General features: G+C 55.4%; 13 protein-coding genes and 1 tRNA gene. 6 read left to right on the forward strand and 8 right to left on the reverse strand.

Going from position 1 to position 15,933, the window contains the following annotated elements; translation table 11 throughout:
• The first annotated feature begins 144 nt into the window (after nucleotides 1-144).
• Nucleotides 145-1,233, forward strand: a complete 1,089-nt coding sequence (locus ACR3EH_RS08755) for a CaiB/BaiF CoA transferase family protein (protein ID WP_171183796.1) — start codon at nucleotides 145-147, stop codon at nucleotides 1,231-1,233.
• 81 nt (nucleotides 1,234-1,314) lie between these two features.
• Here ACR3EH_RS08755 and hemE read toward each other — a convergent pair whose 3' ends face one another.
• Nucleotides 1,315-2,349 (reverse strand): uroporphyrinogen decarboxylase, encoded by a 1,035-nt coding sequence (gene hemE / locus ACR3EH_RS08760; protein ID WP_171183795.1) that lies wholly within the window; start codon nucleotides 2,347-2,349, stop codon nucleotides 1,315-1,317.
• Between the two features lie 106 nt (nucleotides 2,350-2,455).
• On the opposite strand from hemE, the gene hemC reads away from it, so the two are divergent.
• Nucleotides 2,456-3,421 (forward strand): hydroxymethylbilane synthase, encoded by a 966-nt coding sequence (gene hemC / locus ACR3EH_RS08765; protein ID WP_171675880.1) that lies wholly within the window; start codon nucleotides 2,456-2,458, stop codon nucleotides 3,419-3,421.
• Nucleotides 3,422-3,639: 218 nt separating this feature from the next.
• Here hemC and ACR3EH_RS08770 read toward each other — a convergent pair whose 3' ends face one another.
• From ACR3EH_RS08770 to ACR3EH_RS08790, 5 genes are read right to left on the reverse strand one after another with little or no spacing between them, the layout of a single operon-like run.
• Entirely contained in the window at nucleotides 3,640-4,911 is a 1,272-nt protein-coding gene (locus ACR3EH_RS08770) for an aspartate aminotransferase family protein (RefSeq protein ID WP_171183792.1), read from the reverse strand.
• A 40-nt stretch (nucleotides 4,912-4,951) separates the two neighbouring features.
• Nucleotides 4,952-6,058 (reverse strand): mandelate racemase/muconate lactonizing enzyme family protein, encoded by a 1,107-nt coding sequence (locus tag ACR3EH_RS08775; protein ID WP_171183791.1) that lies wholly within the window; start codon nucleotides 6,056-6,058, stop codon nucleotides 4,952-4,954.
• Entirely contained in the window at nucleotides 6,055-7,161 is a 1,107-nt protein-coding gene (locus ACR3EH_RS08780) for a mandelate racemase/muconate lactonizing enzyme family protein (protein ID WP_171675878.1), read from the reverse strand. The genes ACR3EH_RS08775 and ACR3EH_RS08780 overlap by 4 nt, the downstream gene beginning before the upstream one ends.
• The gene (locus tag ACR3EH_RS08785) at nucleotides 7,158-7,736 is read right to left on the reverse strand and encodes a dimethylsulfonioproprionate lyase family protein (protein ID WP_171183788.1); all 579 of its coding nucleotides are present in this window, start codon (nucleotides 7,734-7,736) and stop codon (nucleotides 7,158-7,160) included. Before ACR3EH_RS08785 ends, ACR3EH_RS08780 begins: the two co-directional genes overlap by 4 nt.
• Nucleotides 7,733-8,815 carry an alcohol dehydrogenase family protein gene (locus tag ACR3EH_RS08790; protein ID WP_253746501.1) on the reverse strand — a complete coding sequence of 361 codons (1,083 nt, stop codon included), beginning with the start codon at nucleotides 8,813-8,815 and terminating at the stop codon, nucleotides 7,733-7,735. Before ACR3EH_RS08790 ends, ACR3EH_RS08785 begins: the two co-directional genes overlap by 4 nt.
• Before the next feature lie 292 nt (nucleotides 8,816-9,107).
• Here ACR3EH_RS08790 and ACR3EH_RS08795 point away from each other — a divergent pair, with 292 nt between their 5' ends.
• From ACR3EH_RS08795 to ACR3EH_RS08805, 3 genes are all read left to right on the forward strand, one after another.
• Entirely contained in the window at nucleotides 9,108-10,004 is an 897-nt protein-coding gene (locus tag ACR3EH_RS08795; RefSeq protein WP_171183787.1) for a MurR/RpiR family transcriptional regulator, read from the forward strand.
• Between the two features lie 254 nt (nucleotides 10,005-10,258).
• Nucleotides 10,259-10,348: transfer RNA gene (locus ACR3EH_RS08800), tRNA-Ser, on the forward strand.
• 577 nt (nucleotides 10,349-10,925) lie between these two features.
• Nucleotides 10,926-11,627: a hypothetical protein gene (locus tag ACR3EH_RS08805; RefSeq protein ID WP_171183781.1), complete on the forward strand. Its 702-nt coding sequence runs from the start codon at nucleotides 10,926-10,928 to the stop codon at nucleotides 11,625-11,627.
• Between the two features lie 79 nt (nucleotides 11,628-11,706).
• Here ACR3EH_RS08805 and ACR3EH_RS08810 read toward each other — a convergent pair whose 3' ends face one another.
• Nucleotides 11,707-12,987 (reverse strand): serine hydrolase domain-containing protein, encoded by a 1,281-nt coding sequence (locus ACR3EH_RS08810; protein ID WP_171183780.1) that lies wholly within the window; start codon nucleotides 12,985-12,987, stop codon nucleotides 11,707-11,709.
• 502 nt (nucleotides 12,988-13,489) lie between these two features.
• On the opposite strand from ACR3EH_RS08810, the gene ACR3EH_RS08815 reads away from it, so the two are divergent.
• Nucleotides 13,490-15,052 carry an amidase gene (locus tag ACR3EH_RS08815; protein WP_171675929.1) on the forward strand — a complete coding sequence of 521 codons (1,563 nt, stop codon included), beginning with the start codon at nucleotides 13,490-13,492 and terminating at the stop codon, nucleotides 15,050-15,052.
• 272 nt (nucleotides 15,053-15,324) lie between these two features.
• Here ACR3EH_RS08815 and ACR3EH_RS08820 read toward each other — a convergent pair whose 3' ends face one another.
• Complete coding sequence (locus tag ACR3EH_RS08820; protein ID WP_216601651.1) at nucleotides 15,325-15,780, reverse strand: hypothetical protein; 456 nt, start codon at nucleotides 15,778-15,780, stop codon at nucleotides 15,325-15,327.
• Between the last annotated feature and the right edge of the window lie 153 nt (nucleotides 15,781-15,933).

Here is a 15,933-nt window from a genome sequence, read left to right on the forward strand (position 1 = left end):
CCTATCGCGCCAAACCTGGGTATAACAGGTCAATTCAACATCGTTTGATACACATCTGCCTTACAGGCGACGATCTGCGCCATCAAACATCCGCCTTGCAATCCGCAGCCGGCTCGCAAACTCTGCCCGAAACGGAGGGTGCAGATGCTAAAAGGAATTCGTGTCGTCGAAATTGAGGGGCTGGGTCCCGGCCCGTTTGCCGCCATGCAATTGGCCGATTTGGGCGCTGATGTGATAACCATTCATCGCAAAAGCGGTGCCGTCACACCCGGAATGCCAGAACGCTCACTTCTGGATCGCGGCAAGCGGTCCATCGCGCTTGACCTGAAAGACCCTGATGACCTGGAAACCGCCCTGTGTCTGATCGCCACCGCAGATGCCTTGATCGAAGGCTTCCGCCCCGGCGTGATGGAAAAACTGGGCCTTGGCCCCGACGCTTGCCTGACCCGCAACCCAAAACTGGTCTATGGTCGTATGACCGGCTGGGGTCAGGATGGCCCGCTGTCTGACACTGCCGGGCATGATCTCAACTATATCGCCCTGTCCGGCGCGCTTTGGTATGCCTCTCAACCCGGCCAACCCCCGCAGACACCTGCAACTCTGGTGGGCGATATTGGCGGTGGTTCCATGTATCTGGTCGCAGGTATTCTGGCCGGTCTGATCCATGCGCAACGCACTGGTGAAGGCACAGTTGTCGATGCCGCAATCTACGACGGTTCAGCCCATATGATGAACCTTCTGATGACCATGCGCCAAACAGGCAATCTGTCCGACACGCGCGGCGAAAGCCTGCTGGACGGCCCACACTGGAGCCGAACTTACACCTGCGCCGATGGTGGCTTCATCACCGTCCAATGCCTTGAACCCAAGTTTTACGCCCAGTTCTTGCAGATCCTGGGTCTCGCTCAAGATACCGCTTTCCAGAACCAATATGATCGCACACTCTGGCCTGATCTGACCCAAAGCCTTGCCGATATTTTCGCCAGTCAACCCCGCGACCATTGGGAAGCCTTATTCCGTGGCACGGATGCCTGCGTCGCCCCTGTGCTCAGCCCGCAAGAGGCGCTGGACCACCCTATGAACACTCACCGCAACAGCTGGCAAGACGTCGACGGTACCCTGCAATCCGCAGCCGCGCCGCGATTTTCTAATCACCAATGGAACCCCAGCCCCAGCCCCGCACGCGGTGAGCACACAAAGGAAATTCTCGAGCAGCTCAAAGAGCCACGCTGATCCGCTCTTCATCTGGCCAAAAATACCTCGGGGGATGAATTGGCCGCAGGCCAAGAAGGGGGCTGGCCCCCTTTCGCCGGTTTACCGCCCACGCACCGTGTCGATCATCAGCTGCACGTTCTCAGGATCCGCATCCGGTGTGATGCCATGCCCCAGGTTGAAGATGTGTGGCCCTTTCGAGAACGCCTCGACAATGCGTCGCGTCTCGTCCACCAGCGCCTGCCCGCCCGTCACCATATGAGACGAGGCCAGATTGCCCTGCACACAGCCATCAGCTTGCACATGCTCGGCCGCCCATTCCGGCGACACCGAATTGTCCAGCGCAACACAGTCCACACCGGTTGCTTTGGCAAACCCGATATACCCATCGCCCGCCTCACGCGGGAATCCAATGACCGGAATGCCTGGATGGCGTTTCTTAATGGCCTGAGTAATCACCCGGCACGGTTCGACCGCGTATTTCTGGAACGCCTCGCCTTTCAATGACCCCGCCCAACTGTCAAAGATCTTGACCACCTCGGCCCCGGCTTCGATTTGCGCGGACAGGTACTCGATCGTTGCGGCGGTGATGCGATCCAACAAAGCCTCAAACAGCGCGGTGTTCCCTTCCCGCAACGCGTGCGCGGGACCCTGATCTGGCGTGCCGCGCCCCGCGATCATGTAGGTGGCCACCGTCCACGGCGCGCCAGCAAACCCGATCAAAGTGGTTTCCGACGGTAATTCCTGTGACAGAATGCGCACCGTTTCATAAACCGGTGTCAGTGTTTCATGAATCGCGTCAACCGGCTTCAACACGTCAAACTCGGATTGCTGCGTGATCGTCGACAGGCGCGGGCCTTCACCGGTCACAAACCACAGATCCGCGCCCAGCGCCTGCGGTACCAACAGGATATCAGCAAACAGGATCGCGGCATCAAACCCATATCGCCGGATCGGTTGCAATGTGACTTCGGCGGCCAGCTCAGGGTTATAGCACAAGGACAGGAAATCACCGGCCTGCGCGCGGGTGGCGCGATATTCGGGCAAATACCGACCCGCCTGGCGCATCATCCAGATCGGCGGCACGTCCTGAACCTCACCCGCCAGAGCCCGCAGCAGTTTCTTTGTCTCGGCCATTTTTGCCCCCAGTCATCCGGTTTTCGCAACGGGTCGTCCTTCGGCGGCAATTTGTCAAGCGCAGCCCCCATTGTCAGGGCAATGTGACGCGACTAAAGCTGTGAGCATGACTGTGAATTTGCCCACACCCGCATCGCCCCTCAGAATCGGCACCCGTGGTTCTCCGCTTGCGCTGGCGCAGGCCCATGAAACACGCCAACGCCTGAGTGATGCCTTCGACCTGCCCGAAGACGCATTCGAGATCGTTGTGATCAAAACCACGGGTGACAATCGCGCCATGATCGATGCTGATCGACCGCTGAAAGAGATCGGCAACAAGGGCCTGTTCACCAAAGAAATCGAAGAAGCGATGCTGCGCACCGAAATCGACATCGCCGTGCATTCGACCAAAGACATGCCAGTCGCACAGCCCGACGGTTTGGTGCTGGATACATTCCTGCCACGTGAAGACGTAAGGGATGCATTTATCTCACCGCGCCTGGGTTCCATCCACGACCTGCCCGAGGGGGCCGTTGTCGGCACTTCCTCGCTGCGCCGTCGGGCACAATTGCTGAGTCGCCGCTCTGATCTGAAGGTGGTCGAGTTTCGCGGAAACGTGCAGACGCGGCTGAAAAAGCTGGAAGATGGCGTGGCAGATTGCACCTTTTTGGCGATGGCCGGTATTCGCCGCTTGGGTATGGATGATGTCCCGGCCAGCGCCATTTCCCCTGACGATATGCTGCCCGCCATCGCGCAAGGCACCATCGGCATTGAACGGCGCAGCGACGACATGCGCGCAGCAGAAATGCTTGAGGCGATACATCACGCGGAAACCGGCCAACGGCTGGCGGCCGAACGTACGTTGCTGGATGCGCTGGACGGGTCATGCGAAACACCGATCGCGGGTCTGGCCGAGCTGGATGGCGGCACTCTCAGGTTGCGAGGCGAGGTTCTGCGACCAGATGGAACTGAAACCGCCAACCGGGATATGACAGCCCCAATAGAAGACGGTCCGGAAATGGCCCGCGCGATGGCCGCCGAACTGCTTGCGCAAGCAGGCCCGGATTTATTCGATTGGAAAAAATCAAAATAAATTCGCCTAATGTGAACTGGGTCACTGTAGAAGGTGATTTAATCAGGCATTAAGGTGACATACCAACCAGGAAGTCGGGTCAGTCTCGAAAGTATCGAAAAGTTTTCAGATTGCGGTGATTTAATCAGTATTCGAGGGGGCGAGGCTGGCCCCCGACTTCCAAAGGTGACGGGTCGCAGTTTTAACCAACGGCGACCCGTTTTTTGTTAAAGCAACACTCAGGAAATTGCCGCAACCGCGTGACGCACGGCCTCTCGGGTCTGGTTCAGATCGACGTCGGTCACCGCCAGAGACGGGTACAGCTTGCCCGGGGCTTTGAATATCCCATGCGACCTCAAAGCCGCGTTATATGATGTGTTGCGCGCAGGGTCATCATGACTGGCGCTGCGGTAATCCCTGCATTCGGCCTTGGTAAAATAGATGTCGAACAAAGTCTCGTCACCGCAAATCCGATGCGGAACACCCGCTTCGTTGAGCGCCTCGGTCTGCATATCTTGCAGCTGTCGGCCGATGCTGCGCAGACGGTCATAAGCCCCGTCTCGACGCAGAATCTCCATTGTCTTCAAACCTGCAGCCGCAGCGATAGGATTGCCTGACAAAGTGCCCAATTGCATCAACCAGCCGTCTTCACCGACTTTCGATTTGTCAAAATGCTTCATGATCTCGGCGCTGGCGCCCAAAGCGGCCAAAGGAAACCCGCCACCCGTGATCTTGCCCAACGTGCAGATATCCGGGGTCACGCCATAACGTTCCTGCGCCCCGCCATATGCCAGACGGAACCCTGTGACGATCTCATCGAAGATCAGCAGCACATCGTGTTTGTCGCACAAATCCCTCAGCCCTTGCAGGTACCCGGGCAAGGGCGGAATGATCCGCTGCAACGGCTCGACCATGATCGCCGCCACATCGTCATGTTCATCCAACAAGGCCGCGACAGCCTCAAGATCATTGAACGGCGCGATCAGCATCTGTTCGGCGACGCTGTCTGGGATCCCGGCACTGTCGGGCACGGCCTGAGGGAAATTGACCCGACGGCTGGGCGCCAGACTCATCTGCGCTTCGGCGCTCATCCCGTGGTACCCGCCCTCGAACTTGAGGATCTTGTTGCGACCCGTATAGGCCCGTGCCAGCCGAATGGCATACATGTCAGCTTCGCCACCTGACGCAACAAACCGCACCTGTTCACAGCAGGGAACGGCCTCGATGATGGCTTCGGCCAGTTCGATACCCTTTCTGTTATTGGCAAAGAAGGTCATGCCTTGCGGAAGCTGTTCCAGCACGGCCTCCATCACCTCGGGGTGGCCATGCCCCAGCAGCATGGGGCCGGACCCGATCAGGTAGTCGACATATTCGTTTCCGTCTTCGTCCCAGACACGACTGCCTTCGCCCCGGGCGATGACGATGCCCGGGTCGAAATTGCCGAACCCGCCCGCTGGCAATACCGCCCTTGCACGGTCGATCCATTCGGATTGAGTGTGGATCTTCAACATGTCACGTGATCTCCGTCATCTCAGAACGTTGGTGCGAGTCCTATTTGTACACGGCTTCAGGATCTCCCAGCGTGTTTTCATCAGGGTGCACACCCAGCCCCGGAGTTTCAGGCAAGTGCAGGTGACCGTCAATATTGCGCGGCCCACGCCCGCCCGCAATGTCGACGGTGATCATGTCCTGACAGGACCATACCGCATGGCAATTGTCATCCGTGATCGTGGCCGCCAAATGCAGTGCTTCGGTATCGGCCAGAACCGTGCCGCCGGTTGCCATTACAAACATATCGATGCCATGGGCCAGCGCGATATCCCGCATCCGGGCAGCCTTGGTCAATCCACCAACCCGGTTAAGTTTGATCCCAAAGATCTCGGCAATACCCTCGCGGGCAATCCGGGCGGCATCCTGCAAGGTCACGAGGCTTTCATCCACAGAGACAGGCGAGGCATGCAACCCCGAGATCGCAGCAATATCATCCAACGTCTCACCCGGCTGTTCGAACATAACGTTCAGGTCTTCGCAGGCGCTCATCACCCGCAGGGCCTGTTGCCGCGTCCAACCGCGATTCACGTCATACAGGACAATCTCTCCCGGTCGCCGGATGCTCTCTACATCGCGAACACGTGCGATGTCGCGTTCCACGTTGCCGCCGATCTTTACCGAATGGGCGATGTAACCCCGGCTGCGATAGCGTTCCATCACCTCTCGGGTTTCTTCGACAGTCTTTGCCCCTACCGACGAAGCAATCGGGCGCGGTGTGCGCGATCCGCCGCCCATCAGATCAGCAATGGGCAGTTCCGCCGCCTGACCGGCAATGTCCCAACAGGCCATGTCGATCGGGCTTTTGGCGTAAAGATGCCCGGGCAAGGCCAGATCCATCGCCCGTTCCACATCCAAAACCTTGCGCGGATCGAGACCCAGAATGAACGGGGCCATCGTCTGGATACCGGCGCGAATGCCTGGTCCGTGGGCAGGAACATAGGTGTGCCCCCATGGGGTACCCTCACCCCAGCCTACCAGTCCGGCGTCGGTTTCGATTTTCACAATCGTCGCGTCGAGGGTTTCGAACTTCAACCGACCGCCAGACAGCCAATAGGGATGCTCTAACGGCAGGTCCACCTGATAAACGGTAATGGACTTGATCTTCATAGTGTGTACTCCGCTACAGGCGCGCCGAGGCTTTCAAAATCAGGGGCAACGCCCAGTCCGGGCGTGTCCGATGCAAAGAGCTTGCCATCCTTAGCCGTTGGTCCGCCGATGCCGGTTGATCTGGTGTTGTAGTTCATCAGATCCGTTGTGTTCTGCAGGTATTCAGGTGGTGTCGAGGCCGCAAAATGCGCTACCACTGACGTCGTGATCTCGCCGCCCCAGGTATCTTCGCTGACCACCGGGATACGGTTGTCGACCAGATAGTCCCGCACGCGCCGCGCTTTGCTGATGCCACCGAGGTTCGAAATCTTCAGACAGCAGATCTCGGCCCCACGATCCGCAACGATCCGCTGCGCCATGTGGATGCCTGTTACACATTCATCCAGTTTCATCGGTTGCTCGGCCACGCGGCGCACCTGTTGGCATTCCTCGTAGGTGCGGCAGGGTTGTTCGAGGATGAAATCCAGATCGCGTGTCGCCCGCGCCACTCGGATCGCATTGTCAACGCGCCATCCTTGATTGGCATCGGCCATCGCCTTCTCACCCGATTGCAACAGAGGGACCGTAGTGCGGATCCGATCAATATCGGTAGCCCAGTCGCCTCCGACCTTGACCTGAAACTGGCGGTATCCCTGATCGCGATAGACATTCATTTCTGCCACAGTCTCATCCACCGCCTTTTGCGGCGCGACCCGGTACATCGGCGCACCGTCCGTCAGCTTGCCGCCCAGCAGCATCCAGACCGGCTGATCAGACGCCTTACCCAGAATATCCCAGCACGCCGCATCGAATGGGGCTTTGGCATAGCCGTGGCCTTGCACAAGATGATCCATCAACTGTTCGATCCGCGCCACCTGTCGGGGGTCCTCACCCAGCAGCTTCGGCCCAATAAGCCGCGCCAATGCCGGGACGCCTTCGGAATGGGCGATCATGTAGTTTTCCCCGCAAGGAGAGAACTCGCCACACCCTTGCAAGCCCGCGTCAGTATCGATGACCACAACCGATGCAATGGCCGTTTCGATAGCGTTCCCTGCCCCCCAAACATAGACACCACCGACGTACGGCAACCCGGTTTGAAAAACCCGAATTCGTGTGATTTTCATTTGGCGTCCATTCTTGGTAAGTCGCCCATCCCGTCACCACGCCACAGCACAAAGGTCAGGATCGGTTGATCGGTTGTGATCATGGCATGGCTTTGCCGACTGGAATGCAGCCGTGTCTGGTTGGGGCCAACAAAAGTCTCATCCCCTTCGACCTTGAACAGGGCACCACCCGCCAGCGTCAAATAGATTTCTTCTGCCTGATGGCTGTGCCAGTCATAGTTCAGGCCAGCCCCCCAATACCCGATGTAGCCGCGCAATTGCGCCGAGTGGAAATGTCCGGTCGGACCAAACAGCTCATAATAGCCGTAACGGTTGAGAAAATCCGCCCCAACCTCTTCCTCGGTGTAGGTCTGTTTCCAATGGGCCAGATGGGTGGTTGCCTTGACGGCGTCGATGAGCGGTTGCGTCAGTTCACTCCCCCGCAGACCGAAACCCTGCACCAGATCTGCGGCTGGGACGTGAACTGGTTCTGTCACTGCGGCCGACAGATCAGATGGCCAAGCGCCAAAGGCGGACAGCTCAGGGTGTGCCTGATGTAGCTGCCGCGCCGCCTCCAAAACGTCGTCAAGCGTCATGGTATCACCACGATATTTCCGGTGTGCTGTTTGGCAATGAACGCGGCTTGCGCCTCACGCAATTCCTCCAAAGGATATGTGGCGGCCAAGGCGGGCTTGATTTCCCCTGCTTCAATGTAGTCGACAAGGTTTCGCATCACCTGTGGGTCAATCACGGTCGAGCCCGTAAAAGTTAGATCCCGCAGATAGAAAGTGCGCAGATCAAACTCGACCATTGGTCCGGCGATCGCGCCAGAACAGGTATAGCGACCGCCGCGTTCCAGAATGTCGATCAGGTTCGGCCAGTACGACCCACCAACCACATCCGCGACCACTGTAATCTTTTCGTCACCCAATGCATCACGCAGATCCTTTGGCCCGCGCGGTAAAATGACATCTGGGCCAAGCCTGGCAACATCTGCGTGTTTAGCCTCGGATGCCATCGCGATGACACGCGCGCCACGCCGTTTTGCCAACTGGACAAGGGCACCGCCAACGCCGCCCGATGCTCCGGGCACAAGAACCGTGTCCCGGCCCGTTACGTTGGCGCGGGTCAGCATGCCTTCGGCCGTGGAATAGGAACATGAAAAAGTGGCCAGTTCAGCGTCCGACAGGTCTGACGTGATCGGCACGGCATTGACCGCAAGCGTCGTCGCGTATTCCGCGAACCCGCCATCTCGTTCTGACCCATAATAGCCGGTCTTATCCATATTTTCGGGATCGTTTGGATCGCGTAGCCAGCCATCGGTTATGACACGCTCACCTATGCGCCGGGGGTCGACACCTTCACCCACAGCCACGATGTGTCCACAAATGTCAGCCCCCTGAATCCGTGGGAAGGTGATCGGATTCCCGCCCCAGGTAGGGTCGTCTTCTCCAACCTCTTCAAACGCACCACCGGTCGTTGCGTCGGTCACGGTCTTTGAATACCAGCCTGAGCGCGTGTTGACGTCGGTATTGTTCAGCCCACAGGCCGCGACCTTAATCAACACTTCCCCAATCTGTGGTTCGGGGCGCGGCCAGTTGCCATGTAGAACCATCTGTTCCAGGCCACCGTGGCCCATTGTCACCATAGCTTTCATTGTTTCAGGCAAGCTCATTGAGCGGTCTCCACTGTTGCGTCAGTGCGGGGCGTATTTGTCGGTGCAATGCCCCCAATCAGAAACGTCCTGCCAGCGCGCGCAATGCGCTGTTCGTCGGCTGGCGCGGTGGTCTTTTCGCAAGCATAGTTGCACCTGTGCGCAATACGCTTCACGTTCATGGCAAATTAGTCATAGTCAGCGATCACCGCATGCAAGAGTGATGGCAATTCATTCGCGGACATGATCGTTCCTTATCGCGAGTCGCGTTTCTGCTCGACACGCTAATTTCACATTTGTACCATCGTCAACCATGAATGACACAAACGTATCCCAAGCTGTCCTGAACCGCCTGACTGACGAGTGGGACGCCCTCACACCCGAAGCGCAAAAAGCCGCACGGTATGTTTTGGAAAACCCAACGGATGTTGGGGTTTCGACCGTGCGCGAAATTGCCGAGGCTGCAAAGGTTAAGCCCAACACCTTTGTACGCATGGCACGGCAAGTTGGCTTTGACGGGTATGACGATTTCCGCGAACCGTTTCGCGACGCGATCCGCAAGGGTCAAATCTCGTTCCCGGACCGCGCCCGTTGGCTGCAAGACATCGGTAAGTCCGGAGAGCTGGGTACACTTTACGCCGACATGATCGGTGCAGCGATACGGAACATCGAAGAAACCTTTGCCGGTATTGACGCTGAGCGCTTGAAATCGGCTGCAGAAGACATCTGGAATTGTCGGCAGATTTTCACTTTGGGCGTGGGCGTCAACAACTCAAACGCGCGCAATTTCACCTACCTGGCCTCCACAGGAATGAAGCAGTTCCATGCCATTCCACGCCCCGGATCCACGCCGGTCGATGATCTGGCATGGGCTGACGAACAAGATGTGTTGATCGCAATCACATGTCACCCTTACCGCACTGAAGTGATCGAGGCGATCAAACTGGCACGCCAACAGGGCCTGACAGTTGTGGGGATATCGGACAGCCCGGCCAGCCCTGTCATCCTGAACGCCCATCACGGATTCGTTGTATCTGCAGATACGCCCCAATTTTTCCCATCGTCCGTTTCAACCATAGCATTGCTTGAAACCCTGCTGTCCTTTGTGATCGCCGTTTCCAGCGACGAGATCGTCGAACGGGTCGAGCGGTTCCACCGCCGCCGCCATCAACTTGGCATCTACGCGGCTGAACCCGAATGGCCCCGTTGAACCGGTTCAGTTGACACCGGTTGTGATCGGCAGATTTCACGAGACTCAGGTTACGCGCCCTTTGCTTTCGGCTCGAGTTTTGAAACGCCTCGGCGATGCGCAGATTGAAAAACAGTGTGCGAATTGCGTCGCAATTCACCATTCGCCACGTGAATCCAAGCAATTTCAAGGATTTCCGGAAAATTCAATAAAACTGTCAAACCGTCGACAAATGGCCTTGTATTTCCAGTGTTTGCAAGGATATACCCGTCGGCGGAGACGTGGCCGAGTGGTCGAAGGCGCTCCCCTGCTAAGGGAGTAGGCGGGAAACCGTCTCGAGGGTTCGAATCCCTTCGTCTCCGCCATATATCATTGAATTTAAATGGTATTTTTGGGCACTAATTGCGGTACCCGCTAAAAAACCCGCCATCCCAAATGCGCTTGGTTGCCACCTCATGCAACGGGTGAATCAGCTATGCCCAACTGCAACCCACTGGCTGCTTCGTACTTCGTATCTAAATTGCGTATTCTAATGCGATTGCCGCACCTTTCATAAAACCATTGCCGCCCAATCCCAAAAGGAGTGTGTAGCCATCACTGCTTGAGTAAAGCGAACCTTATCGGAATCTACCTCAGGAAACGCGCTGTGGGATCAAGCGGACATAGGCCGATAGCAGCGTCTTCATTTTGTCCCACGGTACGACAGAGTTTTTCGGTGGGACTGTGGGAGGAAACTGGTGTTCTAACACGCAATAATGGAGCAAATCATGAACGCCAAAACGAAAAACCCCGCTGGTCTGACCTCGAAGAAACATGGCATGAAGTCCGGAAAGCTGTCGTTGAGTGTTCTGTTCAAACCGCACCTTCTTCACTTTTTGGGTTGTGCAAACGCTCCCAAGGGGTGTCTCATACAAATTGTAATGTGATCATTGGATCTTAGCCGTGTTCGACGCTTCGACATACCTCGCGATAACATCGATTGCAGTCATTGGCACTGTTCACGTCTTCTGCGTGTCTTTCTACCAGAGATTCCCCGGCCTAGCAGGCTGGCTTTCTGATTTTTCATCTGGGATCGGACTTGGCTATGCTTTCCTTTTCTTACTGCCAAAAATCGGTGAATTGTCGGCCGATTTGGCTGCAAATGGGAAATGGGAAAACTCGCTGTTCGGTTATTCGCTCCTAGGATTTCTCATTTACTACTTGCTGGAAGCCAGTCGCGACACGGGGGCCGATAACAGGTTGTCGCTTGGCTTGGACACAGTGGCACTTGGAACCTATAACTGCTTGCTCGCCATTACCGTCATGCAAACGACCGGAACATCACCTGAGCTGTACGCAGTTGGAACGTTGGCCTATTCATTGCATTTGTTTGGGGTGAATATATACCTCTACAAAACCCACCCCAGGCATATGTCTGGATGGCTACGCGCATACTTTGTAGCGTCGCTTGCAGTCGGCATATTGATCGGCCTCAACGCGGACAAAAGCAGCATGATCTTTTCAGTTGCGACTGGGTTAACAGGGGGCGTGATCATAGCCCTGTCTCTTCGGGTCAAACTGCCCAGCCTTTCGGCAGTGAATACAAAAGCTCTGTTGATTGGTGTGGTGTTTGCTGCGGTCGCAGTCGAGGTCACCCGTTACTAACCCGACGACACTGTTAAGTCTTTCCGTAGTATAAGCCGAGCCGTTTAGCTGTGCTTTAGAGACTAAGACGCCTTGAATTTCATTTGCTCAAAGTCTCTGAAATGCTTTTCATCGCAACCATAGAATCCAGGTACATAGGTGTATTTTGAACGTCCGGCTGGCTTGATAGCTTCACCATAACCACATTGGCTTTTTGGTTCACATACAACAGCTGCCCATAGACACCAATGCCATAAAACGCACCTTTTTCTCTGTCTTTCACCCAAACTTGATTACGGTAGTGGAAGCCTTCAAACACCTCTGAATATGCGCTTTTCTCATAAGCTGCGATAACGTCATCATTTGCTTGAATCGTGTCAGCTATCCAATCAGGAGGAATAACTTGAGTGTCGTTAACCTTTCCGTTGTCCAGCATCATTATGCCAAACCGCAATAGGTCACGAGAGCTGGTGAACATCCCACCACTGGTTTGCACAATCTTTTTGGGCCCCAGTTCGCTATATGCAGGGTCCTGTGCACCGATGTCCTGCCACAACTCGGCCAGTACATCCAGATAGCTCTCGCCAGTTGCCGACTCGATAACCATACCCAGCAACGCAGATAGCACTGAACGGTAACTATAGACTTCACCGTCTTCTACCAAGGTCTCGCGATCACTCAGAGAGATCATGTACTCTTTGACGCCAGACTCAGTATCACAAATTTCAACTTTTTCAGAGAGGTCCTGACCAAAGGCACAGAACAGATCACCAGCATCGTCTAAGTAGCCACTGGACGCATCTTTCCAATCAACAGCAGCGGTCATGTCAAGTAGGTGTCTAACCGTTGTATTTTTGAATGCTGGGCCTTCCAACTCTGGCAGGTATTCGGTGATCAGTTTTTTGGGATCTAATTCTCCCGCCTCAACCGCCAGCCCTGCTACCATACCCAACACAGTCTTGGTGATCGAGTGAATGCGGTGAGGCGTATCAGCTCTCATGCCATTGAAGTACTTTTCAGCGACCAATTTGCCATCGTGATAAATCAAAAAGCTATCGGTATGCGTTTGATGCAACCAATCGTTGATGTTCTGTTCTTCATTATTGCTAGCTGTGAAAACAAAAGTCTCAAGCTCAGTTGGGTATGCCGCTTTTTCCAAAGTACGCACCCAATCTGACGGTGGAACTCGTGCTAATTCGCCAAAAACATTTGTACCTTCAAATATCCAAGGGCTTCTATCTACAGACCCAACGGTTTCATCCCAGAAATAACCAGCCTCTGCGCTTGCTGGTTGTGTAGAAGCAGTAAATACCGCACCGGAGGCCAACAGAGCGATAGCAATAGCGGAAGTCACTAACAGCTTGTTTGCATTTCTTTTCAATTTTGAGGATCTCCGTCCGACTAGACAATCTCTAAGCAATCCAGCCACGCTTCAGCTCTGGTGTCTAGCCCCTTGTGTTTGGGCCAGAGGCTGTCAGACGACTGCGAATTAATCTCTGGTAGGACAGTTTATTAGTCGCAAGCGACGGATGGCAGATACTGTGCGTTAGTCGCCTTGAGCAGTACCCGCTTCGTACGCATCTCGGAGGATGTAAAGCTCGAAAGGAAGGTCCGCTTCGGTGTGAGACCAGTTACCAGAAAGCGATGAGCATAAGGCGGCTTTGTCCGCACTGGAGACCTTTCCCAGTGACGGCGGCGATGACCGCTAAGCGGACTAAGCGGTCATAGGCAAAAAATGCGTGAAGCGAGAAAGTAATTGACCAAAATGCAGCCCGTCCGTCGCGCTATTTTCGTCTGCACTCAGCTTTAAAACACAGAGTTCGCAGACATTACATTTGTCGCAGCTTCGGTTCACATTTTCGGTGCGTCATGTAACAGTTCAGATGTTTGTCGTCGATCATGAACCGGAGGCCGATCCCTTGGCATTTCCCAAAAAAAGCCTGACGCGCCGCAATTTCTTAGGAACAGTTGGGGCAACTGGCGCCCTTCTTGGCAGTGTGAGCCTTTCGTCAACTTCTGTATTTGCCGGAACGCGGCAACTTGACGACCTGGTCGAATACGATGCAGTCGGACTAGCGCAACTTGTAAAAACGAAGGAAATCTCTGCGGTCGAACTCGTCGAGCGGGTTATCCGCCGGATTGAAGCACTGAACCCCATAGTCAATTGTGTGGCGACACCTACCTTTGACCGCGCGCTAGAAAAAGCGCGAGAAGTATCCCCGGATACGTTTTTCGCCGGTGTGCCAACGATGCTTAAAGACATGGTTGATGTCGGGGGTGTCAGACGGACAGATGGCTCCCGGCTTTGGGCAACGAATATTCCGCAGAAGTCCGTCGCCTATGTCGAAGTTCTGGAAGCATCGGGGCTCAACATGATCGGAACAACCGTTGCCCCCGAGTTCGCCAACGGTCTTGACAGCGAACTCTACGGGATGGCGATCAATCCTTGGAACCTTGAATATTCTTGCAATGCCTCAAGTTCTGGCGCGGCCTGTGCGGTTGCAGCGGGAATAGTACCGCTTGTGCATGGCACAGATGGCGGTGGGTCAAACAGGCTTCCCGCCAGCGCCTGCAATGTCATTGGTTTCAAGCCCTCTCGGGGCCGCATGATGTCGGGCGAACAGGACGGCGGCCACGATACGTTCAAGACGAATGGACCGATTTGTAGAACCGTGCGCGATGCGGCTGCATTGATCGATGTCTGCGAAGACAAAGCCGGTCCTTTTCCGCCGATCGGTTTCATCGAAGGACCATCGAAACGCCGTCTGAAGGTCGCGTATGCCCGGATGGGCACCAAAGGTGTTGAGCCCGTCGCTGCCATAGTGCGGGCACAGGACGCCGTCGCAGAATTATTGCGTGAACTCGGGCACGAAGTGACTGTCATCGAACATCCGATCGACGGAGCAGAGTATCTTCGCATGTTCCGCTATGCGTTTTTGCCAAAGTTTGCACCGCTGCTTTCTTTGGCGCGCGGTACCAGTGGTCAGACATCGCTTGATACCGGGCTCCTGTCCAACTGGACGGCAACAACGATGCTGGAGGGGCAGTCCTATTCCCCGGAACAACGTCAGGAAGGATTGGATTATTTCAATGACATTTCGGCCAAGTTCGCGGCAGTTTTTGCGAACCATGACGTAATCTTTAGTGCCACTTCCCCTTCCGAGACATTGAAGCGGAATACGGTCAGCCACCGTGACGACTTCGCGTTCAAGGCCCATCTTCTTGAGAATTTGCTGGCGCTCACTTCTCCAGTGAATGCCGTGGGCGATTGCGCGATCTCACTTCCGCTTTCGTTCTCCTCTGAAACAAACATGCCAGTGGGCTCTATGTTCCATGCAGCAGCCGGAAACGACGCCACGCTGGTCGAGCTTTCTTACGAGCTTGAACAGGCCAGACCATGGAAAGACAATTGGGCGCCGTACTCCGCCAAATTTATTCCAGTATGATCATAGACGAGGTCCGCTTTGGGCTCGAAGCAGACGTACGGCAGGATTCAATGAATGCCTGCAACGTGGACGAAGCTGACATTCCGGGCCACCGCATGCATTCGCCAGTCCCTTGCAAAAGACTGCCTGAGCGAACCAATTAATCGTTCGCCGTGCAGCAGAAAGCCGTGACAGAACTCGCTTTATGGCGCGCGGTCTGTACGTGAGTAGTAGAAACGGCTCCCAACGTTTATCGGGAGCCGTGTTTATTGAATAGGGGAGTCTTTGGGAAATCAGGCGTGTCCACCACCGATCAAGCCGATACCCGAAGTCAGGCCGAACCAAGCTTTAACCCGCAGACCGACGGCCTTGATGATTCCCATAGCCTGGATCCCGTGGGCGACAAGAGTTCCTTCCATTTCACCTTCAAAATTGGTGGTGTAGGATTGGACGATGCAACCGCTACCCGGCACCAATAGTTCGCGGTGTTCAGGGTGCACCAGATCGAGATGCACAACGATCTGACCCCTTTTTGCCTTTTCACTGGGTTCAATCAGGCGGCCGCTAGGCGCAAGCTGACCGGAAGAAATCTGCTCCTGAATTCGGACGATCCTTGCCGGAAGAACAGTATTCCGCATCGAAATGTTGAAGTTGCTTTCGCACGCCACCTCTGCGGCCATTCCCTCGTACAGTTCGGTGCGAGAAACCTGTGAGAAGAAGAGTTTGGTAGAGGCTGTTGATCGTTCCACCGAAGATCCGTTTCTGCCATACTGGCTTTATCCCCTTTCGATTGCACACATGATGGCAGGTGATCAGTAACTCGCGCTTGGAGCAATTTCGGACGCGACTGAAATGCGTCCCTACTGTCGACACTTCTGGTTGGTGAAGGCGTGGATACTCAG

The organism is Ruegeria sp. BG7, assembly GCF_056535685.1.

Excerpts from the sequence above, each read along its gene's own strand:
- hemE (WP_171183795.1), bottom strand. The coding sequence starts at position 2,349 with ATGGCCGAGACAAAGAAACTGCTGCGGGCTCTGGCGGGTGAGGTTCAG.
- ACR3EH_RS08815 (WP_171675929.1), top strand. The coding sequence starts at position 13,490 with ATGTTTGTCGTCGATCATGAACCGGAGGCCGATCCCTTGGCATTTCCC.
- ACR3EH_RS08780 (WP_171675878.1), bottom strand. The coding sequence starts at position 7,161 with ATGAAAATCACACGAATTCGGGTTTTTCAAACCGGGTTGCCGTACGTC.
- ACR3EH_RS08790 (WP_253746501.1), bottom strand. The coding sequence starts at position 8,815 with ATGAGCTTGCCTGAAACAATGAAAGCTATGGTGACAATGGGCCACGGT.
- ACR3EH_RS08785 (WP_171183788.1), bottom strand. The coding sequence starts at position 7,736 with ATGACGCTTGACGACGTTTTGGAGGCGGCGCGGCAGCTACATCAGGCA.
- ACR3EH_RS08770 (WP_171183792.1), bottom strand. The coding sequence starts at position 4,911 with ATGTTGAAGATCCACACTCAATCCGAATGGATCGACCGTGCAAGGGCG.
- hemC (WP_171675880.1), top strand. The coding sequence starts at position 2,456 with ATGACTGTGAATTTGCCCACACCCGCATCGCCCCTCAGAATCGGCACC.
- ACR3EH_RS08795 (WP_171183787.1), top strand. The coding sequence starts at position 9,108 with ATGAATGACACAAACGTATCCCAAGCTGTCCTGAACCGCCTGACTGAC.
- ACR3EH_RS08775 (WP_171183791.1), bottom strand. The coding sequence starts at position 6,058 with ATGAAGATCAAGTCCATTACCGTTTATCAGGTGGACCTGCCGTTAGAG.
- ACR3EH_RS08755 (WP_171183796.1), top strand. The coding sequence starts at position 145 with ATGCTAAAAGGAATTCGTGTCGTCGAAATTGAGGGGCTGGGTCCCGGC.